The 22,973-nt window shown below is 62.0% G+C and carries 23 protein-coding genes, 1 tRNA gene and 2 pseudogenes; 14 read left to right on the top strand and 12 right to left on the bottom strand.

The features are described from left to right. Positions 1-16 precede the first annotated feature (16 nt). Complete coding sequence (locus ACFQJB_RS10605; protein ID WP_379727045.1) at positions 17-1,639, top strand: ABC transporter permease; 1,623 nt, start codon at positions 17-19, stop codon at positions 1,637-1,639. A gap of 23 nt (positions 1,640-1,662) precedes the next feature. On the opposite strand, the gene ACFQJB_RS10600 is transcribed toward ACFQJB_RS10605, so the two are convergent. Next, on the bottom strand, positions 1,663-2,745 hold the full coding sequence (locus ACFQJB_RS10600; RefSeq protein WP_379727042.1) for an anthranilate phosphoribosyltransferase: 1,083 nt from the start codon (positions 2,743-2,745) through the stop codon (positions 1,663-1,665). 89 nt (positions 2,746-2,834) lie between these two features. Between ACFQJB_RS10600 and ACFQJB_RS10595 the strand changes: the two genes are divergently transcribed. The 3 genes from ACFQJB_RS10595 to ACFQJB_RS10585 all read left to right on the top strand — a co-directional run bounded on the left by ACFQJB_RS10595 (position 2,835) and on the right by ACFQJB_RS10585 (position 4,447). Continuing rightward, entirely contained in the window at positions 2,835-3,173 is a 339-nt protein-coding gene (locus ACFQJB_RS10595; RefSeq protein WP_379727039.1) for a ferredoxin, read from the top strand. A gap of 48 nt (positions 3,174-3,221) precedes the next feature. Next, positions 3,222-3,305 (top strand) — tRNA-Leu (locus ACFQJB_RS10590). Between the two features lie 647 nt (positions 3,306-3,952). After that, a complete protein-coding gene (locus tag ACFQJB_RS10585) occupies positions 3,953-4,447 on the top strand; it encodes a DUF5813 family protein (RefSeq protein WP_379727036.1) in 495 nt (164 codons plus the stop codon). 15 nt (positions 4,448-4,462) lie between these two features. On the opposite strand, the gene ACFQJB_RS10580 is transcribed toward ACFQJB_RS10585, so the two are convergent. Further along, positions 4,463-4,693: an Lrp/AsnC family transcriptional regulator gene (locus ACFQJB_RS10580; protein WP_120103552.1), complete on the bottom strand. Its 231-nt coding sequence runs from the start codon at positions 4,691-4,693 to the stop codon at positions 4,463-4,465. 2 nt (positions 4,694-4,695) lie between these two features. After that, positions 4,696-5,384: pseudogene (locus ACFQJB_RS10575) on the bottom strand (potassium channel family protein). A gap of 134 nt (positions 5,385-5,518) precedes the next feature. On the opposite strand from ACFQJB_RS10575, the gene ACFQJB_RS10570 reads away from it, so the two are divergent. Further along, positions 5,519-5,833, top strand: coding sequence for a hypothetical protein (locus ACFQJB_RS10570; RefSeq protein ID WP_379727033.1), 315 nt, complete (start codon positions 5,519-5,521; stop codon positions 5,831-5,833). 28 nt (positions 5,834-5,861) lie between these two features. Here the strand turns inward: ACFQJB_RS10570 and tmk are convergent, their stop codons facing one another. Then, the gene (gene tmk, locus ACFQJB_RS10565) at positions 5,862-6,443 is read right to left on the bottom strand and encodes a dTMP kinase (protein WP_379727030.1); all 582 of its coding nucleotides are present in this window, start codon (positions 6,441-6,443) and stop codon (positions 5,862-5,864) included. A 119-nt stretch (positions 6,444-6,562) separates the two neighbouring features. Here tmk and ACFQJB_RS10560 point away from each other — a divergent pair, with 119 nt between their 5' ends. From ACFQJB_RS10560 to cofG, 4 genes are all read left to right on the top strand, one after another. Further along, complete coding sequence (locus ACFQJB_RS10560; RefSeq protein ID WP_379727028.1) at positions 6,563-7,462, top strand: complex I NDUFA9 subunit family protein; 900 nt, start codon at positions 6,563-6,565, stop codon at positions 7,460-7,462. A gap of 309 nt (positions 7,463-7,771) precedes the next feature. Further along, positions 7,772-8,950, top strand: a complete 1,179-nt coding sequence (locus ACFQJB_RS10555; protein ID WP_379727024.1) for a tubulin/FtsZ family protein — start codon at positions 7,772-7,774, stop codon at positions 8,948-8,950. A gap of 39 nt (positions 8,951-8,989) precedes the next feature. Then, the gene (gene cofC / locus ACFQJB_RS10550; RefSeq protein ID WP_379727021.1) at positions 8,990-9,631 is read left to right on the top strand and encodes a 2-phospho-L-lactate guanylyltransferase; all 642 of its coding nucleotides are present in this window, start codon (positions 8,990-8,992) and stop codon (positions 9,629-9,631) included. A gap of 55 nt (positions 9,632-9,686) precedes the next feature. After that, complete coding sequence (gene cofG / locus ACFQJB_RS10545; protein ID WP_379727018.1) at positions 9,687-10,847, top strand: 7,8-didemethyl-8-hydroxy-5-deazariboflavin synthase subunit CofG; 1,161 nt, start codon at positions 9,687-9,689, stop codon at positions 10,845-10,847. Between the two features lie 31 nt (positions 10,848-10,878). On the opposite strand, the gene cofH is transcribed toward cofG, so the two are convergent. After that, on the bottom strand, positions 10,879-12,276 hold the full coding sequence (gene cofH / locus ACFQJB_RS10540; protein ID WP_379727015.1) for a 7,8-didemethyl-8-hydroxy-5-deazariboflavin synthase subunit CofH: 1,398 nt from the start codon (positions 12,274-12,276) through the stop codon (positions 10,879-10,881). 129 nt (positions 12,277-12,405) lie between these two features. Between cofH and ACFQJB_RS10535 the strand changes: the two genes are divergently transcribed. Then, on the top strand, positions 12,406-13,470 hold the full coding sequence (locus tag ACFQJB_RS10535; RefSeq protein ID WP_379727011.1) for a phosphoribosylaminoimidazolesuccinocarboxamide synthase: 1,065 nt from the start codon (positions 12,406-12,408) through the stop codon (positions 13,468-13,470). A gap of 10 nt (positions 13,471-13,480) precedes the next feature. Here ACFQJB_RS10535 and ACFQJB_RS10530 read toward each other — a convergent pair whose 3' ends face one another. Beyond that, a complete protein-coding gene (locus ACFQJB_RS10530; RefSeq protein ID WP_379727008.1) occupies positions 13,481-14,452 on the bottom strand; it encodes a formyltetrahydrofolate deformylase in 972 nt (323 codons plus the stop codon). Positions 14,453-14,597: 145 nt separating this feature from the next. On the opposite strand from ACFQJB_RS10530, the gene ACFQJB_RS10525 reads away from it, so the two are divergent. Together ACFQJB_RS10525 and rpiA are read left to right on the top strand one after the other, a co-directional pair. Then, the gene (locus ACFQJB_RS10525) at positions 14,598-15,722 is read left to right on the top strand and encodes an ORC1-type DNA replication protein (protein WP_379727005.1); all 1,125 of its coding nucleotides are present in this window, start codon (positions 14,598-14,600) and stop codon (positions 15,720-15,722) included. A 92-nt stretch (positions 15,723-15,814) separates the two neighbouring features. Further along, a complete protein-coding gene (rpiA, locus tag ACFQJB_RS10520; protein ID WP_379727002.1) occupies positions 15,815-16,507 on the top strand; it encodes a ribose-5-phosphate isomerase RpiA in 693 nt (230 codons plus the stop codon). A gap of 59 nt (positions 16,508-16,566) precedes the next feature. On the opposite strand, the gene ACFQJB_RS10515 is transcribed toward rpiA, so the two are convergent. Then, positions 16,567-16,734, bottom strand: coding sequence for a DUF1931 family protein (locus tag ACFQJB_RS10515; protein ID WP_021041298.1), 168 nt, complete (start codon positions 16,732-16,734; stop codon positions 16,567-16,569). 235 nt (positions 16,735-16,969) lie between these two features. On the opposite strand from ACFQJB_RS10515, the gene ACFQJB_RS10510 reads away from it, so the two are divergent. Together ACFQJB_RS10510 and serA are read left to right on the top strand one after the other, a co-directional pair. After that, positions 16,970-17,275, top strand: a complete 306-nt coding sequence (locus tag ACFQJB_RS10510; RefSeq protein ID WP_379726998.1) for a GIY-YIG nuclease family protein — start codon at positions 16,970-16,972, stop codon at positions 17,273-17,275. 89 nt (positions 17,276-17,364) lie between these two features. Then, a complete protein-coding gene (gene serA, locus ACFQJB_RS10505; RefSeq protein WP_379726995.1) occupies positions 17,365-18,951 on the top strand; it encodes a phosphoglycerate dehydrogenase in 1,587 nt (528 codons plus the stop codon). A 296-nt stretch (positions 18,952-19,247) separates the two neighbouring features. On the opposite strand, the gene ACFQJB_RS10500 is transcribed toward serA, so the two are convergent. From ACFQJB_RS10500 to ACFQJB_RS10480, 5 genes and pseudogenes are all read right to left on the bottom strand, one after another. Further along, positions 19,248-19,826, bottom strand: a complete 579-nt coding sequence (locus ACFQJB_RS10500) for an archaellin/type IV pilin N-terminal domain-containing protein (RefSeq protein ID WP_379726992.1) — start codon at positions 19,824-19,826, stop codon at positions 19,248-19,250. A 241-nt stretch (positions 19,827-20,067) separates the two neighbouring features. Then, positions 20,068-21,461 (bottom strand): annotated as a pseudogene (gene thrC / locus ACFQJB_RS10495) (threonine synthase). A 39-nt stretch (positions 21,462-21,500) separates the two neighbouring features. After that, positions 21,501-21,881 carry a helix-turn-helix domain-containing protein gene (locus ACFQJB_RS10490; RefSeq protein ID WP_120103536.1) on the bottom strand — a complete coding sequence of 127 codons (381 nt, stop codon included), beginning with the start codon at positions 21,879-21,881 and terminating at the stop codon, positions 21,501-21,503. A 30-nt stretch (positions 21,882-21,911) separates the two neighbouring features. Then, positions 21,912-22,163, bottom strand: a complete 252-nt coding sequence (locus tag ACFQJB_RS10485; protein ID WP_379726989.1) for a hypothetical protein — start codon at positions 22,161-22,163, stop codon at positions 21,912-21,914. A gap of 31 nt (positions 22,164-22,194) precedes the next feature. Continuing rightward, positions 22,195-22,902: a DUF5828 family protein gene (locus ACFQJB_RS10480; protein ID WP_379726986.1), complete on the bottom strand. Its 708-nt coding sequence runs from the start codon at positions 22,900-22,902 to the stop codon at positions 22,195-22,197. Positions 22,903-22,973: the final 71 nt, after the last annotated feature.

Here is a 22,973-nt window from a genome sequence, read left to right as displayed (position 1 = left end):
ACCGTCTCCTCTACCGATGACCTCACCCATCGACCGACTTCGTGCCATCGCCGACGGCAGTGGTGACCGATCAGTCGGGCTCACGCTGTTGGCCGGCGCGATCGCGGCGACGCTGTTGGTGCCGCTGACGTGGCTGGTACTTGAGGCGATCCGCGTTGAACCCGACCGAGCGTGGGATCTCCTTGCGCGTCCGGCGACCGCCGACGTGTTGCTCAACACGCTGTTGCTGATGGGCGGGGTGACCGGGCTGTCGATTTTGATCGGCGTGCCGCTGGCGTGGCTGACCGTCCAGACCGATCTTCCCTTCCGGCGGTTTTGGTCGGTCGTCGTCGCCCTCCCGCTTGTGGTACCGAGCTACATCGGCGCGTTCACGTTTGTCTCGGCGTTTGGCCCCCGCGGGGAGTTTCAGGCGATCCTCCAACCGCTTGGGATCGACCGCCTCCCGGAGATCTATGGGCTTCCGGGCTCGATACTGGTGATCACGCTGTATACCTATCCGTACGTCTATCTCACCGCTCGCGCTGGGCTGTTATCCTTTGATTCGACGCTGCTTGAGGCTGCCCGGACGTTGAACCACGGTCGCTGGCAGGCGTTTCGTCGGGTGACGCTGCCGCACGTCCGTCCGTCGATCGCCGCCGGCGCGCTGCTGGCCGCGCTGTATGCGGTCTCCGATTTCGGCACGCCGGTCATCATGCGACTGCCGGTGTTTACCCGCCAGATCTTCGTTGAGTTGGATTCCTTCGGCCAGGACTATGCGTCGCTGCTTTCGTTGCAACTGCTGGGGATTGTGCTCGTGATTCTCGCCATCGAATCCCGGCTTCGGGCTGATGGCGGCGGCCACGGCGACGGCGTCGGGACGGCCGGCGAGGAGCCGCTGATTTCGTTGGGTGTCTGGCGGTGGCCGGCGACCCTGTTGCCGGCGGCGGTCGCGGGACTGGCACTGCTCGTCCCGCTGTGGATCCTTGGGTTGTGGTTCGTGACCGCGGATCTGACCGCCCGGCCGTCGTTGGCCCTCCAGTTGTCGACAGTCACAAACTCCGTCGGTGTCGCCGCGGCAGCCGCCCTCGTTGCCGTCGCCGCCTCCGTCCCGGTCGCTTACCTCGCGGCCAGACATGACTCGCTTGCGGCGCGGGTCTTCGAGCGGGCGACCTACGTTGGCTTTGCTGTCCCGGGGATCGTCCTCGGCTTGGCGTTGGTCTTCTTTGCGACCGGCTTCGATGGGTTTGCTCTCCCGCTCGTGCCAACGATCTACCAGACCGTGCCGTTGTTGATCTTTGCCTACGTTGTCCGATTTATGCCGCAGGCTGTCGGCTCGATCCGTACCTCGACGCTGCAGGTCGACCCCAAGCTTGTCGAGGCCGCCCGGACGCTCGGGGAGACGCCGCTGCGGGCCTTTCGGACGGTCACGCTGCCGCTGGTCACGCCTGGCATCGTCGCCGGCGGCGCGCTCGTGTTTCTGACGACGATGAAGGAGCTGCCGGCGACGCTGATCCTCCGGCCGACGGGCTTTGAGACGCTGGTGACCGTGATCTGGCGGGCCCAGGAGAACGCCTTCTATCAGTACGCCGTGGTGCCGTCGCTGTTGTTGCTGGTGGTCTCTGGGCTCTCGATGGTCGTGTTGCTGCGACAGGACAGTTGAATCGAGGCGACTGCGATCGGCGCTTAGAACTCGCGGAGGTCGCCGAGAACGGCGGCTGCACTCCCGTCGGCGATGGCCTCGCGGGCAGCGGTGAGCCCCGCATCGAGGGAGTCGACATCCTCGCGGGCATAGATCCGGAGGGCTGCGTTGAGTGCGATCGCATCCGCGAACTGATCGTCGCGCTCGCCGGTCACCACCGCTTCGGTGATCGACGCGGAGTCGGCGGCCACGTCGTCGACGTGGAGATCCTCACTCTCGAAGTTCATCCCGTAGTCGGCGGTTTCGATCTCGAAATCATCGAAGCGCTCCGCATCATTATCCTCGTCGCCCGCATTCCATTCGGCGACCTTCGTCAGCCCAGGACGGATGTCGTCGTAGCCTTCCATCCCCTGGAACATGAGAACCCGATCGAGGTCGTGGTGTTCGCTTTCCTGAAAAGTCTCGACGACTTTTTTCGCAAACGCGAGGTGGTAAAATGACCCCAGATGCACGTCGGCGTCGGCGGGGTTGGCCAGCGTCTCGATGGTGTTGACGAAGGTGCGGACGCCCATCTGATCGCGGCGGTCGAATAGCTCGTCGATGGTGGGGTTGAACGCGGGCTGGTAGTAGAATCCGAACCCGGTCGAATCGACCATCTTGGCGGACGTTTGGGGGCTCAACTCAGTGGGGATGCCAAGCTCGTCGAGAACGTGTTTGTAGGCGTCCTGTTTCTGGGTCGGGACGCGGTCGCCGGAGTGAACGACGACCGGGGTGCCTGCGGCGGCGGCGACAACGCCCGCCCCGACACCGAGGATCGTTGACCGGCCCTTGCCGTCGTAGTTGGCCCCGCAGTCGACGGGGTCACAGTCCGGGGCGGCGGTGTCGACGTGTTCACACATCAGATCGGTGTAGGCCGCCAACTCGGTTGGGGTGTTGCGCTTCCAGCGGTTGGCCAGCCAGAACGCCCCCAGCGTCGTCGGATCCGGCTCGCCGGCGATGATCCGCTCGAAGGCTTCGAGGGCTTGCTCGCGGGTGAGATCGTCGGCGGATTTATGCCCGGAGCCACAGACCTCCGTCATCAGCCGTTTCAGGGGCCATTCGCCGAACGTCGTCATCTGTTGGGACATAGACATGGTTCAGCCGTCGAAGACAAAAACATCCCGCTGTGGCCCAGCAAACCAACACACGAAAGATCCCGCAGTTGTAATACCGGGCTATGAGTGACGATCGCCCCAGCCCAAGTGAGGTGGGCACCGTTGAGGATGCCCCGCCGATCGAGGAAAAGCCCTACAAGATCATCTTTGAGGCCAACAAATGCTTTGGCGCGGGTCGGTGTGCGGAGGCCTCCGACAACTGGGAACTCGATCTCGAAACCGGTGTCGCCACCCCACGAGCGTACTTTCTCGACGAATCCGAACTTGATGAGAATATTCGGGCCGCCGAGCTGTGTCCGGCCAAGAAGGATCGCGGTGTGATTCACATCATCGACCGCGAGCAGGATATCGAGATCGCGCCCGATCCCCACGGCGATGGGACGCTCAGCGTCGATTGGTAGGGTACCAACCGAAACCGACTTTTGTATGATTGGAGAACGGATAGACGCGCGAGGGTGGCTGAGCTAGGCCAAAAGCGGCGGGCTTAAGACCCGCTCCCGTAGGGGTCGAGGGTTCGAATCCCTTCCCTCGCATCGCGTATCCGAACGATAGTGAGGATCGCGTATCGCTCTGGAAGGGTTCGAATCAGGGAGCAGCTTCGCTGCGACCGTGGTTCGAATCCCGTTCCTCGAATCACATATCCAAGCGACAGCAGCGGCTATCTCTCGGTATAGACGCGCTAAAAATGAGGCCCAGCGGTGCTGTGAGCTTAGTCGATTCAGAGCCCCAGCAGCTGGAACAGTTGCTGTGACAGGTATCCTGCAACGATGGCGGCGACGAACGCCATCGTGATGTACACTACGAACGTCTCTATCCGTTTCCGACGGTGTGTAGGCGTGCTGAACATGGTTGACCCCGCCTGAACCCTGCGGTATCAGACGTTATCGGAACTCTAGATTCCAGCTACTTAAATTGACACTGTCCGAGACACTTCAGCACGCGCTATGCGGCGCGGTCACTCTCGATTGTGGTCTGAAAAGGCAATACCGCCCACGCGGCAAGAAAAGTCCCGCGTAGGCGAAGTGCCTCAGATTGGTCCCCGCTGACGCTTCGGCCCTCCAAAGCGAAGCGTCACCTGTGAATAATCGTGGGCAATACTTAATGATTCCGGGTTCGGCGAGTGACGCCGTTTGTCACGGCCGAAGAGAGGCCTTTTTCGGTGTGGCTCCTTCGATTTACCATGTCATCTCCGCCTGCTGGCCTTGCCCGCGCCGTCGACGCCCACCGCGCGTTTGAACCGGACTCGGACGCGGAAACGACCTTCGTCTCGACGACCACCGCCTTCGATGGCGTTGTCGACGCCGAACCAACCGACGACGGCGTCTCATTTTCGGTGACAGTGACCGTCCCGATGCTCAGCACGGTGACCGACGACGAGCTCGCGCCGATCGTCGAAGACGGCTGGTATGAAACGTTTGAGCGGCGCGTCACCGACGTTGGCGCGGTCTTTCGCACCGAACGAGCGCTCACCCCACAGGTCACCCATGACGACCGCGAGGCTGTCGTGACCGCGACGCTCACCGACACAAACGTCGAGCGCGGCGTCGACGATGCGGCCGCACTCATCGACTTTGTCGAAGGAACCTACGTGCAAGGGATCATCCCAGGCTACACCTACACCGATCCGGTTGCGGGGCTGCTCGAACAGGCCCGGGCGGCCGGTGGCAGCAGCTGAACCCCGGGAGCCGGATTAGGTCATCGCGATGTAGGTCTGGGTGTCCTCGATCCCGTCGATCGAGCCGATCCCAGTGGCAACGATATCCTTCACGGCCGCCGGCGAGTCGACCGACAGCGTCGCGATGAAATCTACGTCGCCGGCGACGACATCGGCGCGCTCGATGCCGTCGAAGCCTTCGATGGCCGACTTGACGCGGTCGACCTCGCTGGTATGTGCCTTGATGAGCACGTAGGCGGTGACCATCGTTAGGCACCTCCCGCCGCGACTGTGGTGGAGGGTTTCTCGCCGACGAGGAGCTGCCGTACCGCCGCCAACTCCGAGAAATCAGCCAACACAGCGAGTGAATCGCCCGCCTCGATCGAGTTGTCGGGCAGCGGAATCCCCATCGGCTCCTCGCCTTTGCCAAAGGCGAGAATCCGAGATTCCGAGGGAAGGGCGACCTCACTGAGCGTGTAGCCGCGGATCGGTGATTCCTCGGTGATTGTGATCCGGAGGATCTGGAGATTTTGAGCGACATCGGCGATGGCGGTCAGCGAGCCCCGAGGAGGGCGTTTTTCGCGCCGATCGCACCGAGTCGCTCGGGATAGACGACCTCGTCGACCTCGTCGGCGTACTGCTGGTAGATGCCCTCGCGGTAGTCCTCGTCGATCCGCATGACCGTTCGGCAGCCGTGATGTTTGCCGATCAAACAGGCCGCAAAGTTGACGTTGAGATCACCGGTCAGCGCGCCGACCGCGTCGGCGTCGTCGACGTTAGCCGATTCAGGGACCGACTCGCGGGAGCCGTCGCCCTCGATCACGTCGAAGCCAGCCTCGCGGCCGCGTTCGGCGATCGTTGGATCAGCCTCGATGACGGTCACATCATGGCCTTCCTCCCGAAGCACGCGGGCGGTTCGGAGGCCGACACGTCCGGCCCCGATGATAACGAATTGCATGTGGCAGCCTAACACGCTCGGCCCGCATAACTGTATCCCTGATTGCGATGCTTTCCCCGGGTGATGGCGCGGCAACGACACGGCCAGCCGCGGACAGTCGACACCGCAAAGAGTCGTCATCACGTAGTCAGCGTATGCTCGCAGTCATCAACTACGGCGTGTTTCTGGGGCTGGTGTGTGTCCATACGATCTTTGCGGCGGTCATGACGCGGTTTTTCCGGCTTCGATTGGACACGCAGGCTGGCTGGATCGGCTACTCGCTTGGCCTGTCGCCGATCCTACTGTTCATCTCGACGCTGGTGGTGACCGGCGGGCTTGGTCTCGGCCCGAATCTTGGCTCGCCGCTGGTGGTTTTCGCCGTTCTGATCGGGCTGCCGGTCGCCCTCGGGATGACGATCGATCTGCTCTACGTCGCCCAACCGGAGGATGTTGAACTCCCACAGCGATAGGAAGCCGGACTACGCGGCTGCGCTACGGCTACAGGACTGCGTCGAGCTGCTCGTGTACGTCTGCGAGAACCTTGTCCGGTGATTGGCTGGCGTCGACCCGCACAAATCGCTCGGGGGTGGCGTCGATCAACCGCTCGTAGTTTTGCTGCACCCGCTTCAGATACTCCGACTGTTCGAATTTGTTGGTCTTCCCGCTGCGCTCGGCGGCGGTTTCAGGATCGATATCGAGATAGATCGTCAGCGCCGGGGTGTGCGTAAACGGTTCGTGGATCGACTGGACGTAGGCGACGGGGTCGTCGATCTCGCTGTCAGCCAGCGTTGCCCCCTGATAGGCGTATCGGGAGTCGCTGTAGCGATCCGAGATGACGAGGTTGCCGTCGGCGAGGGCCGGTCGGACGACCCGCGAGAGATGGTCGGCATGGTCGGCAGTATACAAAAACAGCTCCGCCAGCGGGTCGGCGTCGTCGGCGCTGATCGATCGGTAGACTGCGTCGCCGTACCACGACTCGGTCGGCTCACGGGTAAAGACGGCCTCGGGGTACGTCTCTTGGAGGGACTCCCAGACGGTCGTCTTGCCGCTGCCGTCGAGGCCCTCTAAGCTTACGAGCATACAGGCCACTCCGCCCGGCGGCCTATCAAGCGTTCGCTCCGCGGCGCGGTTGGGGTGCTTGCTACCTTGCCACCACGGCCACACGCTACTTTTAGGTCGGTTCGGTGATAAGAGATGGTATGCACGTCTTAGTCGCCGGCGGGAACGGGTTCATTGGCAGCCACCTCGTCCCCGAACTGCTTGCTGATGACCACGAGGTAACCGTACTGGCACGCAATCCCGACAGCGACGCAGTGCCGGATGGGGTGGAGGCCGTCAGCGGCGACATCACCGCCTACGACTCCATCGAGTCAGCCGTCGCCGGCCACGACGCCGTCGTCAATCTTGTCGCGCTGTCGCCGCTGTTCAAGCCGAAAGGTGGCGATAAGATGCACGACGAAGTCCATCGCCACGGCACCGAAAACCTCGTGCGGGCCGCTGAAGCCGGCGGTGTCGATCGCTTCCTCCAGTTGAGCGCGCTTGGGGCCGATCCCGACGGCGCGACCGCCTACATCCGCGCGAAAGGACAGGCCGAGGCGCATGTCACCGACTCCGATCTCGACTGGACACTCATCCGCCCGTCGGTCGTCTTCGGTGAGGGCGGCGAGTTCGTCTCCTTCACAAAGAAGCTCAAGGGGATGTTTGCGCCCGGTGTGCCGGTCTACCCGTTGCCCGGCGGCGGCAAAACTCGATTCCAGCCGATCCATGTCGACGACCTTGTCGGCATGCTGGCCGAGACGCTCATCGACGACGCTCACGTCGGTGAAACCTATGAACTCGGCGGCCCCGAGAATCTCACACTCCGAGAAATCACGAATATGGTCTACGATGCCGAGGGCAAATCGATCACGATCGTCTCGGTGCCGATGGCACTTGCTGGGGTCGGTCTCTCGGTCGGTGGAAAGATCCCTGGGTTCCCGATGGGAGCCGATCAGTATCGGTCGCTGCAGTTTGATAATACGACCGCCGACAATGATATCGACGCCTTCGGGGTTGAGCCGGGATCGCTGACAACACTCGGCTCGTATCTCGCCGGCTAACGACCTGCGGGTTCGGTTGATGATTGGTGGCCGGAAGCGCCGGATATATTAAAATTATAATGTTTCTGGTTGCGTTCTCACATATCTAGATGCTGAAATGATCCTGACAGCACTGTGGGTGTAACGGCTATTGGTTCGAATCGCCGATTTCGTGGTTTACTGTGAGTTTCCCGTCGAATCTGGCAGTGTTACGGGCTCACATGGCAAATGTCCGCATCGAAGCCAACCGAATCATGACAGTTCCGAAAGACACAAGGTTTATTGCGCTCATGACACTGTCTTTCTGCCAATGGAGAGGGAAGGTACCACATGAAACTCGCGATGATCGGCTTCGGACAGGCCGGTGGCAAGATCGTTGACAGGTTCCTCCAGTACGACGAGGAGACCGGCTCCAACATCGTCCGCGCGGCGGTCGCGGTCAACTCCGCGAAAGCGGATCTGATGGGACTGGAACGGATCCCCGAGGATCAACGCATCTTGATCGGTCAGTCGCGGGTCAAGGGCCACGGTGTCGGTGCGGACAACGAACTCGGCGCGGAGATCGCCGAGGAGGATATCGACGAGATCCAGTCGGCCATCGACAGCATCCCGGTACACGAGGTTGACGCCTTCCTCGTCGTCGCCGGCCTCGGTGGCGGCACCGGCTCCGGTGGCGCGCCGGTCATCGCCAAACACCTCAAACGGATCTACACCGAGCCGGTCTACGGCCTTGGTGTGCTGCCGGGCAGCGACGAGGGTGGGATCTACACGCTCAACGCGGCTCGGTCGTTCCAAACGTTCGTCCGGGAGGTCGACAACCTGCTGGTCTTCGACAACGACGCCTGGCGGAAAACCGGCGAATCCGTCCAAGGTGGCTACGACGAGATCAACAGCGAGATCGTCCGACGGTTTGGCATCCTCTTTGGGGCCGGCGAGATCGGCGAAGGGGAAGAGGTCGCCGAAAGCGTCGTCGACTCCTCGGAGATCATCAACACGCTCTCCGGGGGCGGCGTTTCGACGATCGGCTTCGCCGAAGAGGAGGTCGAAACCGCGTCCTCCGGCGGGTTGCTCTCGCGGTTCACCGGCGACGACAGCACCGACGACCTCGATACCGCCAACACGACCAACCGGATCACGAGTCTGGTGCGGAAAGCCGCCCTTGGGCGGCTGACGCTCCCGTGTGAGATCGATGGGGCCGAACGCGCCCTCGTCGTCCTCGCAGGGCCGCCGAACTATCTCAACCGAAAAGGGATTGAGCGCGGCCGGAAGTGGCTCGAAGAGCAGACCGGCAGTATGGAGGTTCGCGGTGGCGACTACCCGACGAAAGCCACCGGCCGGGTTTCCAGTGTCGTCCTGCTGTCCGGCGTGACAAACGTCCCCCGGATCAAGGAACTCCAGCAGGTCGCGATCGAAGCCCAGGACAACATCGACGAGATCCAACAGGAAAGCGACGACAACCTCGAAGACCTCGTCAACGACGACAGCGACGAACTCGAATCGCTGTTCTGAGTCGTCCTCGCGGTTTCGTTTTTCCAATCCCTCTCAGCTATGCGTACCCTCGTCCCATTCGCGGCTGTCGAGCCGAAAACTCGCCTCGACAGCGTGCTCACCGCCGACGAGCGCGCCGAATTTGCGCGGGTGATGCTGCGATCTGTGTGTCAGACACTGCAGGCGGCTGGCTCTGAGCCGATAGTTCTCTCGACGGCCGCACTTGAGGCGACCACGCTGCCAGCGGACACCACGGTCGTCGTCGACGACCGCCCGCTGACAACCGCGGTCAACGACAAACTGACCACCGACACGCCGACGCTGATCGTGATGGCTGATCTCCCGCTGGCAACGCCCGATTCGATCCGCCGACTCACCGCCGCCAGCGACGCCGACGGCAACGATGTCGACATCGCGATCGCCCCGGGACTTGGTGGCGGCACCAATGCACTTGTCGTCCGAGAGTCGGCGTTTCGGGTCGACTACCACGGCGCGTCGTATCTCGATCACCGTGAGATCGCCGCTGATCTCAGCGCGACCGTTGAGACTGTCGACTCCCGTCGGTTGGCGACTGATATCGACGAGCAGAGTGATCTCGCTGAGGTGTTGATTCACGGCGATGGCCCAGCCCGTGCGTGGCTTGTCGACGCTGGCTTCGAACTCGACCGGAGCGACGGCCGGGTCGGAGTTCGGCGACGATAGGGGCGATCAGCCCCGGAGCCGAGCAGTTTTTGCGCCTTCGGGGCCGCGGTTTGGTATGTTCCCGGCGGCCGACGACTACGACATCGCCATCGACATCGAGGAGTCGGCTGTCGACTCGCTGCTCGACGTTACCCCGAGCGATGTTTCGCCGCCGGCCGAACTCACCTTCTCGCGAAATGTCTTTGTCCCGTTGACGACCGCCTGCCGATACACCTGTAGCTACTGTACGTACTACGATGTGCCCGGCGAAGCGACGCTGATGTCGCCTGAGGCGATCCGCGATGTCGTCGAAACCGGTGTCGATGCCGGCTGTACCGAGGCCCTGTTCACCTTCGGCGACAAACCTGACGACCGCTATACTGAAATCCACACCCAACTCGATGAGTGGGGGTACGACTCGATTATCGATTATCTCTATGCGGCCTGCGAGATTGCCCTTGCGGAGGGCCTGCTCCCCCACTCGAATCCGGGCGATATCACGCAATCGGAGTTCCGTCGCTTACGCGAGGTTAACAGTTCGATGGGCGTGATGCTGGAGACGACCGCCGACGTCGATGCCCACAGCGGCGGCCGACGAAAGACGCCCGGCCAGCGACTCAACACGATCCGGGCGGCCGGCCGCGAGGGCGTGCCGTTCACTACGGGCCTGCTCGTCGGCATCGGCGAAACGTGGCGCGACCGCGCCGAGAGCCTGCTGGCGATCCGCGATCTCCACGAGCGGTACGGCCATATCCAGGAGGTCATCATCCAGAATGTCGTCCCCAACGAGCGATCCGAGTTCGACCAGCCCTCGGTCGACACGATGCGCCGGGCGGTGGCGATGGCCCGAGCCGCGCTTCCCGAGGAGATTTCGGTGCAAGTCCCGCCAAACCTCTCGCCGACCGGCGACCTGATCGACTGCGGCGTCGACGATCTCGGCGGCGTCTCGCCGATCACCGACGACTACATCAATCCCGACTACGCTTGGCCCGCACTCGACGAACTCAACTCGATCGCCGACGCCGCAGGACTGCCGCTGTACGAACGGCTCCCGGTCTATGACCGCTATCTCCCGGCGTCGGTTCGGTGTGGCGACGTTTCACCTGCACCCGACCCGGTCGACACCGACGCGTGGCTGTCGACGCGGATTTGGGATGCGATTACCGCCGACACCGATGCTGGGCGTCGCTATCGCGCTGTCGCCGGTCGCAAGCGACAGCCGGTCTCACAGCCATAGGGTTGATCCTCCCTCACCAGCACAACCAAACTTAGTCGTCGGCAGCCAGTGTCTCCTCGGCCGGTTCAAGCATCGGCGTCCCGTCGGCTCGTGGGCCGAGCGTCGGCCCGTAGGTATCGTCGCTACTGTCGCCCGTGACGCTGATCGGGCGTTTCGTTCGGTAATCGGTCGAGCGCTCGACGGGCCGGCGACCGATGGCGGAAATCATCTCGACGTAGTCGCCGACACCCCGGAACTCGCCGTAGCTCCCGCCGGCGCGTTTGGTGATCTCTTCCGACAGGATCGTCCCCATGAAGTCGTTCGCCCCACAGTTCAGGAGTTTGAGGCCCTTTGCGTCGCCGTATTTGACCCACGAACTCTGGATGTTGTCGATGTTGTCGAAGAAGAGCCGCGAGACGGCGATCATCAACTCGTCTTCGGCATCGCTGGCACCGCCGTCGACAACGCCGTGGTCGTAGAGTGGCGTGTTCTGGTGGACGAAGGAGAGGGGAACAAACTCGCGGATCCCACCGGTGCGATCCTGCAGATCGCGGACGCGCTTGAGATGCATCGCGCGGTGACGTTCGTTTTCGACGTGGCCGTACATGATCGTCGCCGTTGTGTCAAGGCCGGCAGCCATCGCGCCCTCCATCGCCTCGATCCACTCGTCGCTGCCGATCTTACCGGGACAAACGACATCCCGGACTTCCTCGACGAGGATCTCGGCGGCCGTGCCGGGTGCGGAGTTGAGGCCGGCCTCCCGGAGTCGACTGTACACGTCTTCGTAGCTCCAGTCGGTGCCGCGGCGGGCATGATAGGCCTCCTCCGGCGTGATCGAGTGAACGTGGATCCCGTCGACCGACATCGCGTCGATCTGCTCGACGTAGGTGCCGGGGTCGGTCTCGTAGACCGCGGGTGGTTTGTAGTTGACCTCGCGGGCGGGGTCGTCGTAGTTGGCGAGGATCTCGTGGTGTTCGTCGGTGAGCGCGAAGGCTGGGTGGAGCCCCGAGACCGAACAGACCTCCGAAATGCCCATATCGAGACCATCCTCGACGATCTGGCGGGAGTCTGCGGGCGTCTTCGTGAACCCCGCGTGCTCGGCGTCGTGGTCGGCTTCGAACTGGTGGGCAGTATCCTTGAAATTGCAGAACAGACAGCCCACATTGCAGGCGGTGGTGACGTTGTTGTTGAGATTGGCGACGAACGTTACGTCGTCGCCGACTTCCTCGGCGCGGCGGCGGTCGGCGAGTTCGAGGACGGCCTCCTTGCGCTCGTGGTCGATGCCGTCGCGGTCGGTGCCGGTCGTCAGGAGTTCGACAGCGTCGTCAACGGTCAGCCGGTCGCCATCGCGGGCTTTGGTGAGGGCGTTCTCGAAGGCCTGGTCGCTCTCAACGGTGTGCTGAAAGCTGATGGCGTCGGCATCGAGGTCGGCGGCCGACCGGCCAGTCATGCAGGAGGGTTGGCTGTCCCGACTAAAAAGCGGTCGGTCGCGGCGGGCCCCACCGGCACCGGAACGTCGCGGCCGGCGACGAGACGGCGAACTGAAAGCTTGATAGGCGTGGCCGCCGCCGGTTGGAGCATGACCAGCGTCAAGGAGTTTCGGGTCGACCGCGAGCCCACCGACAGCGACCTCGGCGCGGGCCGGTTTGTCTTCACCGACGCCTACTCCGTCTTCGACTGGGGACAGATGCCCGATGCGATTCCAGAGAAGGGAGCCAGCCTCTGTACGATGGGCGCGTTCAACTTCGAACGCCTTGCGGCTGCCGGTATCCCAACTCACTACGAGGGCGTTGTCACCGACGACGGCGAGGTCGTTGAACTCGCTGACTGCGAGCAGCCGCCGACGGAGATGGCGATCCAGTTGACGCAGGTACCCAACCTACCGTATCGCGGCGACGACGCCAACGCTGATTCCGGTGACAACGCTGCCGACACCGATGCCTACGATTACGACGCCTACCACGACGCAGCCGGCGAGAACTTTCTGATCCCGCTCGAAATCGTCTTCCGGAACACGGTGCCGGTCGGCTCCAGCCTCCGGAAGCGCGGCGACCCCGCCGACTACGGGCTCGATGTCGACGAGTGGCCTGACGAGAAAGTCGCACTCCCCGAACCTGTCGTCGAGTTCTCCACGAAGTACGAGGAACAAGACCGGTATCTTAGCCGCGACGAGGCCGATACAATCGCCGGTGCGGCTGCCCTCGATGAGCTCGAATCTGTTGCGCTGTCGGTCAACGAGCTATTGAACGAACAGGCCGCAGCCGCAGGATTCACCCACGAGGACGGCAAGATCGAGTGTCTCTACTATGCTGGTGAGATCCGCGTTGCCGACGTGGTCGGCACCTTCGACGAAAATCGGTTTTCGGTCGAGGGCCACCAACTTTCGAAGGAAGTGATCCGGCAGTACTACAAGCGTGAACAGCCGGCGTGGGTCGAGGCTGTTGCCGCGGCGAAGGAAAACGTCACCGACGCCGACGGTGCGGACTGGCGACCACTGTGTGAGATTGAGCCAATTACGCTGCCTGATACGGTGCTGACTGCCGTCGCCGATATGTACACCGCGGGTGCCAACGCCTACACCGGCACCGAGTGGTTTGACGCGCCGTCGTTGGACGACGCAGTCGACGTCGTCTCCGATCTATAGTTTCGTTATCTTAGTCGTCGGCGATACCTGGCGTCTCGCTGAGATCAAGATCGTCGTCGACCGGCTCGGTCGGATTGGCGTCCTGTGCTGTCGACGACAGCCCGAGTTGGTAGTCGTCGGGATCGGCCCCATCACGCAGACTCGTCCGACCGCGGTGGACGGCGACCGCGTCGTCGAGATGGAGTTCAACGGCTTCCAGTAGTGCCTCAGCCTCAAGCGGTTGGCCGCGGGCTTTGATCTCATCGATGAGCGCGTCGTCCGGCACGTCGAAGGCCCGCTGGGTGATGATCGGCCCCTGATCGAGGTCGGTCGTCACGTAGTGGGCGGTGACGCCGGCGATGCGAACGCCCTCCTCTTTGGCTTGCCGGTAGGCGGCCGCACCGGGGAAAGACGGCAGCAGGCTCGGGTGGATGTTGATGATCCGATCTTCATACCGGAAGACGATCTTCGGGCCGAGAATCCGCATGTATCGCGCGAGGACGATCAGATCCACGTCGTGTTCGGCCAAGATATCGAGCATCCGATCCTCGTCGGGCGACCCCTTGCCGTCGCCGATATCGTAGAAGGGGATATCGGTCGGCTCGACCACGTCGCGGAGCGTCCCGCGGTTGCTGATGACCGCCGAGATCTCCACATCGAGCTCGCCGTCGGCGGAGGCAGCTTCCATCAGGGCCTCCAGACAGTGGGATTCCTTGGTGACACAGACGGCGATCCGCCGGGTTTCCCGGTCGCTGGGGAACCGCACCTGGATCTCAACGCCGAGTTCGCGGCCCAGCTCTGAGAGGGCCTCGCGGAGCTCGTCGCGCTCACAGCTCATCTCGCCGGTGTCGACCCGCATCGACATCCGGAACAGGCCGTCACGAACGGCCTGATCGAGATCCTCGATGTTGATGTCGCGCTCGAATAGGAGGGTGGTGACCCGGGCGATCAGGCCGGTCTTATCGCCTCCGATCACGGTGATCTCGGTGAGTTCGGTCGTCATCGCCACACCTCCGTCTCGCCGTCGTGGTGAGTCATGCCCGGGCGAACGCCACCGCCGGCCAAAAGCGTGTTCATCCGGCCACAAACCGGCTTCGAGGGGCCTGCCGGGGAATGATTAAGTGGACAGCCGCGGTGGTGGTATCCAGATGGCTGACGATTCGGAGGGGATGTTGTCGTGGGACGAATCCGTGTTCCGCAACGAACACGTCTTCGAGATCGACTACCTCCCCGAGACCTTCCACCACCGCGAGAGCCAACTGGAGAGCCTGAAATACGCTCTCCGCCCCGCGGTCAGAGGGTCGCGGCCGCTCAACACGATGATCCGTGCACCGCCCGGCACCGGAAAGACCACCGCCGTCCAGAAGCTGTTCGGCGAACTCGGCGGGAAAAGCGACATCGAGGTTGTCCGGGTCAACTGCCAGGTGGATTCGACGCGATACGCCGTCTTTTCACGCCTCTTTGAGGGCGTCTTCGAGTACGAGCCGCCGGCCTCCGGGATCTCGTTTAAGAAGCTCTTCGGCCAACTGACCGACCGCCTTGTCGAAGAGGAGACCGTCCTCGTCGTCGCCTTAGACGATATCAACTACCTGTTTTACGAAAACGAGGCCGGTGACACGCTGTACTCGCTGCTGCGGGCCCACGAGGTGCATTCGGGCGCGAAGATCGGTGTCATCGTCGTCTCCTCGGATCTCTCGCTTGATGTCATCGATGACCTCGACGGCCGGGTACAGAGCGTCTTCCGGCCCGAGGAGATCTACTTTCCCCGCTACTCGACCGACGAGATCGCTTCGATCCTCCGAGAGCGTGTCAAACGCGGCTTCCATGAGGGCGTCATTGGGAGCCCGGAACTCGATACGGTCACGGAGTACACCGCCGACAGCGGCGACCTTCGGGTTGGGATCGACCTACTGCGTCGGGCCGGCCTCCACGCCGAGATGCGGGCCTCCCGTACTATCACCGACGAGGATATCGAAGCCGCCTACGAGAAATCGAAACACGTCCACCTCTCGCGGTGTCTGGACGGGCTCTCTGAGTCCGAGCGCGCCTTGATCGAGGTGCTGCTTGAGCATGATGGCAAACAGGCCGGCGACGTCTATGAGGTTTTCAGCGAGGAGACAGGGCTGGGGTACACCCGGTACTCCGAGTTGGTCAACAAACTCGACCAGCTTGGGCTGATCACTGCCACGTACGCCGATGTCGACGGGCGGGGTCGCTCCCGGGAGCTCAGCCTTGAGTACGAGCAATCGGCCATCGTCGACCGCCTTGAGTAAGGTTTCATCGGGATCGCTGATCTGGCCGCGGCCGTACAGCGACATCGACTGCCTCCGATAGCTGTATGTCTCTCCGTGAGACACCCTCGGGCATGAAATCGACTGGCGGCAGCGACGCCGCAAAACGCCGTGCCGGCGAGGCCGCAGCCGACACCGTTGAGTCGGGGATGGTTGTCGGCCTCGGAACCGGGAGTACCGCCGCCTATGCCATCGAGGCACTGGGCGACGCTGTCGACGATGGCTGCGATATCGTCGGCGTCCCGACTTCCTTCGGGGCTCGCCAACGCGCCATCGACTGTGGTATTCCGCTCTGTAGCCTTGATGAGATCGACGGGATCGATATCGCTATCGACGGGGCCGATCAGTTCGTCCGCGATACTGGCAGCTGTATCAAAGGTGGCGGCGCGGCTCACAGCCGCGAAAAGCTCGTTGCCAGCGCGGCTGACACCGTCCACCTCGTCGTCGACGAGACAAAGCTCACCGACGCCCTCGATCACCCGGTGCCACTCGAAGTGCTACCGGATGCCCACACGGTCGTCGCCGATGCCGTCCGCTCACTTGGCGGGGAGCCGACGCTCCGCGATGCGGCCAACAAGGACGGCCCGGTCGTCACCGACAACGGGAATCTCGTCTGCGATGTCGACTTTGGAACGATTTCCGATCCCGCGTCGTTGGCGACACAACTCTCGGCGGTAACGGGCGTCGTCGAACACGGGTTGTTCATCGAGTGTGCGACAACTGTCTCTGTCGGTCGGGCTGACGGCGTCTCGACGACGACGTACTGAACTCTCGGAGAGCGATGTCACTCCTCGGTACTAAAAAAACAGGAACAACGAGTGCCGACTTAGAGGTCGCGCGGCTGCACCGTCTTCCGATCGTTATCCTCGGCACGTCGGGCTGCGTCTTCGAGTAGCTCCTCGACTTCCGCATCGAGTGCGTCGTAGAAATCAGAAGCTACGTTCTTGTCGCTCAGGGCCTCTTTGACCGCTGCTTTGACGATAAGATCTGCCATGCAGTGCCTCGTACCCCAGCCTCCATAATAAGGATTACCATGTCCCGACACGCTCGCCCGTCGATCCGGTCGGCTTGAGTGCTGTGTGCACCGAATCGCCACCCCATCGATCTCCGGAGACGGTGGGTTTATATACGGTGCGAATAGGACTGTGCTGACGGCCGCCGACTGGAATTAGCCACCCACAGGCTCCCTCTCGACACCTACGGCCACCACCGGAGCAACTACCACAACAATGACCACGCTCGACGCCGATCACTACGTCTACATCCTCCGGTGTGCCGACGACAGCTACTATACCGGGTATACGACCGACCCACAACGCCGGCTCGCCGAGCACAACGCCGGCGACGGCGCAAAATACACCCGTGGTCGAACACCGGTCAGGTGTGTCTATCTCGCTGCGTTCGACTCGAAATCCACCGCGATGAGCCGTGAGTACGAGATCAAACAGCTCCGCCGAAGCGAAAAGGAACAACTCATCGCCGACGCCGACGAGGCACCGTGGCCGGACGATGGCATCGATGCCGGCAATAAGTAATCGGTCGGCTTCGGCGGTGTGCCAACAGCTCTCGCGGGCTACGCGCCGAAGTGGAAACGCTTTACCCCGCGCCACGGGATCGATTCGGTATGAAGGTACTCGTCACGGATCCGATCGACGACGCGGGACTCGATCGGTTGCGTGAAGCCGGCCACGAGGTGCAGACCGAGTATGAAATCGACGGCGACGCACTACTGGATGCGGTCGCCGATGCCAACGCCCTGATCGTCCGCTCGGGCACCGATGTGAGCGAGGCGGTCTTCGAGGCAGCCGACGACCTCGTTATCGTCGGCCGCGCCGGGATCGGCGTCGACAACATCGACATCGACGCCGCCACCGACCACGGCGTCATCGTCGCCAACGCGCCACAGGGCAACGTCCGCGCGGCGGCCGAACACACGGTGGCGATGGCCTTCGCCGCCGCCCGCTGGATTCCGCAGGCCCACACCCGCCTCAAGGACGGCGAGTGGGCGAAATCAGACTACCTCGGCTACGAGGTCAACAACAAGACGCTCGGCATCGTCGGGCTCGGTCGCGTCGGCCAGGAGGTCGCCAAACGCCTCGACAGCCTCGGCATGGATCTCGTCGTGTTCGATCCCTATATCTCCCAAGAGCGCGCCGACCAGTTCGGCGCGGAACTCATCGACGACCTCGATGAGTGTCTGGAGGTCTCCGACTTCGTGACGATTCACACGCCGCTGCTACCCGAGACGGAGAACATGATCGGCAGCGACGAACTCGAACTGCTGGACGACGGGTTTCTCATTAATTGTGCCCGTGGCGGGATCGTCGACGAGGCCGCCCTCGCCGAGGCTGTCGACAATGGCCCGATGGCCGGCGCGGCCCTCGACGTGTTCGCTGAGGAACCCGTTAGCGAGGACTCGCCGCTGTTGGATGTCGACGAGATCGTCGTCACCCCGCATCTCGGTGCGTCGACCGAGGCCGCCCAGGAAAACGTCGCCGTCGATACCGCCGACCAGGTGATCGCCGCGTTCAACGAGGAGCCCGTCCTCAACGCCCTGAACGCGCCGTCAGTCGATGAGACCGCCTTCCCGCGGATCAAACCATATCTCGGGCTCACCGAAACCGCCGGCAAGATCGCTGCCAACCTCCTTGGCGAGCGCATCGAATCGGTTGAAGTCAGCTACGAGGGCGACATCGCCGAGGAAGACGTTGACCTCGTTACCGCCAGCGCGCTGAAAGGCGTCTTCACGCCGCTGGAATGGCAGGTTAACTCAGTCAACGCCCCACAACTCGCGGAGGATCGTGGGATCGACGTGACCGAGTCGAAAACGCGGCAGACCGAGGACTTCCAGAGTCTCGTCAGCGTCACCGTCGAGGACGGCGAGGAGGAACTGACCGTCTCGGGGACGCTGTTTGCGGGCGATGATCCACGGATTGTCCGTATCGACGGCTACCGCGTCGACGCCATCCCGTCGGGTCACATGGTCGTTGCACGCAACAAAGACGCCCCCGGTGTCATCGGCTTCATCGGCGGTGTCCTCGGCGACAACGATATCAACATCGCCGGCATGTTCAACGCTCGCGAGACCATCGGCGGCGAAGCACTCACCGTCTACAATTTGGATGTCGATGTGCCGGATGCTGTCGTCGACCAACTACTCGCCGACGAGCGGATAACTGATATCACGGCGATCACGCTGGACGACGAATAATAACAGCTTGTTCGACTCTGCTGCATAATTCGAACCAAATTGGCTGATTGCCTATCAGCAGAGAATATTACAGCCAGCAGAAAGAAGAACTAACCTGGTTGGATAACTTAGAAACATCAGCTTAACTAAGTAACAAGATATCAGTTACTAGTGGAATTACGCAACAAGGTTACGGCTTGCTCGATAGTCTTCGATCCGTCAGTCTATTTGTATAACGATGATTCTACAGACGTTTCAGGAGCTACTCACGCTAGGCTGCGGTTTCGATGGTAATAAAAAAGCAGTCGGTAGTCGATTTAGCTCAGGATGTATGAGCTATCGTTATCGATGTTTCGCGGTGTGCTGACCTGTTTGTAGGTCTGGCCACCTGCTGGTGCCTGTGCGATGATCGAGTATTGCTCGTCTTCATCAAGCGGGCTGATCCCAGGGGCAGCGTTGAGATCGAACGAAACGACCATCAGATCCTCTTGATCCTCGAGGACGAGAGCGTTATTCTCAAGCGATTGTTTTTGATCGAACGTAAGGTAGCTGCTTGAATTCTCTCCACTCAGAACTGTTGCTTCCCCAGTGGGACTTGAGATCGTGTAGGACATCTGACTAAGATTGATTGGATCAGAGCCAGACGCCAACCGCATTGATACGTTTACACTGTCGATATTTTCGTCAGTGCTGTTGGCGATTCCAACGATTTCTCCGACTTGGACGATATCGCTGACCTCAGCGGTCGTCTCTTCGCCGGTTTGCTGTGCTTGTGCCTGCAAGAGGCCTGCAGTGTTGATCAGGACACCAGCCGCAATCGCTGCGACCAGAACCATCGCGATGAACACGATGAGTGTCCCGATCCCCACCTGACCTCGATCGTCTGTGTCGAACATGGTATTAGTACGCCTGCCCGGAACGGGTCAGACGACATGCGAAATAAAAACGAGGATAGGTATATAGCTGACTCACGAGTTTTCAATTCTAATAACTGGAGTTCTAATATATTGACACCTAAGCCGCGCACGAACGCCGTTTTGCCGATACGAACTCAAAAATGATACTGCGAGTGAAGGTATGCATCGCAGACGATAGCGGAAAAATAAGACGCCGCCAGCAGGCCGCTGTTAGCCGATACTAGTTGTCATTCGATCGCAGAGCTCGATAGCCAAGATAGGCGAGTCCAAGCCCTCCACCAACGATGGCCGGTAGCGCCGACGAGTCGGCTACCTTCGAGAGTTGCTGTGCCAGGCGTCCGGCCACAGTACCATCACCCTCGTTGATATGCTCCAACACCGCATCGGTGTCGTTTGGCACCGGTTCGGGGTCGCCGCCAGCCTCGAAGGCGGCGTCAGGGTCTTTCAGCAGGTGGCCGGTCGTGAGACAGACAACCGATTCGTCGGCCCCGATCTCGCCGCTCGCCCGGAGCTTGCGGAGCCCGGCGAGGAGGCCGCGGAGGCGGGTTCGACGCCGATCCCCGCACTGGCGAGTTGCCGTTGAGCCTCGGTGATCTCGTCGTCGCTGACGGCGACAGCGGTGCCGCCGGTGTTGTAGATCCCCGGCAGGGCTTTCGGCGCGTTGACCGGGTTGCCGATGCGGATCGCGGTCGCCCGGGTTTCGACCTCATCCCACCGTTCGACCTCGTCGCGACCGTTTCGGACGGCCTCGACCATTGGGGCCGCGCCCTCGGCTTGGACGCCGGTGAGTGTCGGCACCTCGCTTTCGTCAAGCGCGCCACTCGCAACGAGTTCGCGGAACGCCTTGTAGAGGGCGGCGGTGTTGCCGGCGTTGCCAACCGGGAGGACAATCCGGTCGGGGTACTCGCCGTAGTCCTGGTAATGTTCTTCGAGGATCTCGAAGCCGATGGTCTTCTGGCCTTCAAGCCGGAAGGGGTTCAGCGAGTTGAGCAGGTAGACCTCACCGAGGCCAGCGAGTTCTTGGACGATATCGAGGCAACTGTCGAAGTTGCCGTCGACTTCAAGAATGCGCGCGCCGTGGAGGCTGGCTTGAGCGATCTTGCCGGCGGCAACCTTCCCTTTCGGGAGCAACACAAGCGTTTCCATGTCGCCACGGGCCCCGTAGGCAGCCAGTGCCGCGCTGGTGTTGCCGGTCGAGGCACAGGCCAGCCGCCCGACACCGAGTTCCTTGGCGACGGCGACGCCGACAGTCATTCCGCGATCCTTGAACGCGCCGGTTGGGTTCATTCCCTCGTGTTTGATCCGGAGGCTGTCGACGCCGATCTCCTCGCGGAGCCGTGGCACCTCGTGCAGCGGCGTATCGCCTTCTGGGAGTGTCACACCTTCCTCAAAGGGAAGTGCCGCGTTGTATCGCCAGACGCCGCTGCCCTCGAAATCCTCAAAGGTCGGCGCGTCGGCGTAGCGAACCTCAAGGAGGCTATCACAGTCCGCACAGGTGTAGTGGATCTCCTCGAAGGGTGCAAACTGCTCGCCGCAGTCGATACATTCCAACCAGACGCCGTCGTCGGCACACGCCGGCTCCGACTGTGGCGGCGCGGACAGCTCAAGACTCATTACGTGCGTATGGTCGCGGCGCGGTAAAAAGCCGGTCGGTTATGGCTCGGCGCGGGCTCCAAACTGGTCGATCTCGTCGTGAACAGACTCTACCCACTCATCGAGGGCCGCATGCAGCATCGCTCTGGCCTCCTCAAGCTCGACGGCGGTGTACTGATAGACGTAGCCGCCCGAATCAAGCAGGCGTCGCTCCCGTTCGAGTAGTCCCTTTCCTTGGAGAGTCGACAGCGACCGGTTGACATTGCTCCGATCCCGATCGAGGACAGCCGCCAACTCCTCGACGGTGCTGCCGGGGTGGTCATGCAAGGCGAGATACGTCCGTCGTTCGTGATCCCGAATGCCAAACACACAGGACAACAGGTGGGTGAAATCAAGATCGCTGTCCTCGGCGAGATCGTCGGGTGTCGGCGTGGAACTCATATAACTGATGTCGGTAGCCGGGCCCTAAAACTACGCCGACTCCTCGGGGGCTGCGGCGTAGCCGCGCTCCTCGATGCACGCTCGCATTGCGGCCTCGTCGCTGTGTTTGTGCAGCCGGGTCGGCGTCTCACAGTAGTAGGTCTCACCGTCATACCGGAGGGTGATCTGGTGTTGTTGGTCGAGTAGCTCGACGCTCACCTGGAGTCGCTGGCCGTCATGAAGGGCGTCGATGACCTCGTCGGCCGATAGCTCGCCGGAGTCGATGGTGCGTGTCGCGTCCATGCGTTTGTGGGGTCGGTGGCTTGCGCGTCGCTCAGTTCGTCGTCGATTGGGTATCGTCGCTTGCGGGCTCCGGGGCTTCGACCCCTTCAGCGGCCTCGGCGATATCGGTTTCTTTCTCGGTTGTGACGTGCCAGCGATCGATCGTATCCTCGTACTCGCCGAGGCGTTCGGAGACTGCCGTTTTCAACTCGTCGTCGTTGATGTTGACCTCGAAGACGAACTGCTCGTCGTCGTCACCGCGTCCCTGTTGTTTGATGTTCGCGCTGACGAGTTCGTTGTCGAAGTAGTACGGCGACAGCTGTGTCATCACGTTCTGGTAGACCGTGTTTTCGACGGTGCGAATCGCTTTCCGGCCGACCGAGTCGGCTGCTCTGGTGACGTAACCGATGGAGTCCTGCCAGTTTTCGACAGCCCCCTCGTCGTCGCCGTTTTCCATCCGTTTGTAGGACTCCGAGAGCTTCTCGCCGGCCTTTTTCACGTCGTCGCTGGCGGCCTTGCCCGCTTTTTCACCTTTGCCTTCGGCGACGCTGGCCTGATCGGCTGTCTTCTCGTTGACATCCGTGTTGAGCTGTTCGTGGGCTTTGGGTCGCCACTCGTCCCACTCCTCGAAGGCTGCTCGAATCTCATCGGCGGCGTCCTCGATATCTTCCTGTCGGAGGGCTTGGGTGATGCGCTCGCCGTGTTCGACCACATCGTCCCACGCGCCGTTGATCTTGAACCCCGAGATGCTCTCTTCCATCTGCTACGCCATACTAATGCTGTCCCGATACATAAACGTCGCTACCGCCCGCCGCGCCATCGGGGCTGTTT

Origin of the sequence: Halonotius sp. GCM10025705, from assembly GCF_042662885.1 — an archaeon.
Lineage (GTDB): Archaea > Halobacteriota > Halobacteria > Halobacteriales > Haloferacaceae > Halonotius > Halonotius aquaticus.
This window is presented reverse-complemented; position numbering and strand designations above follow the sequence as displayed.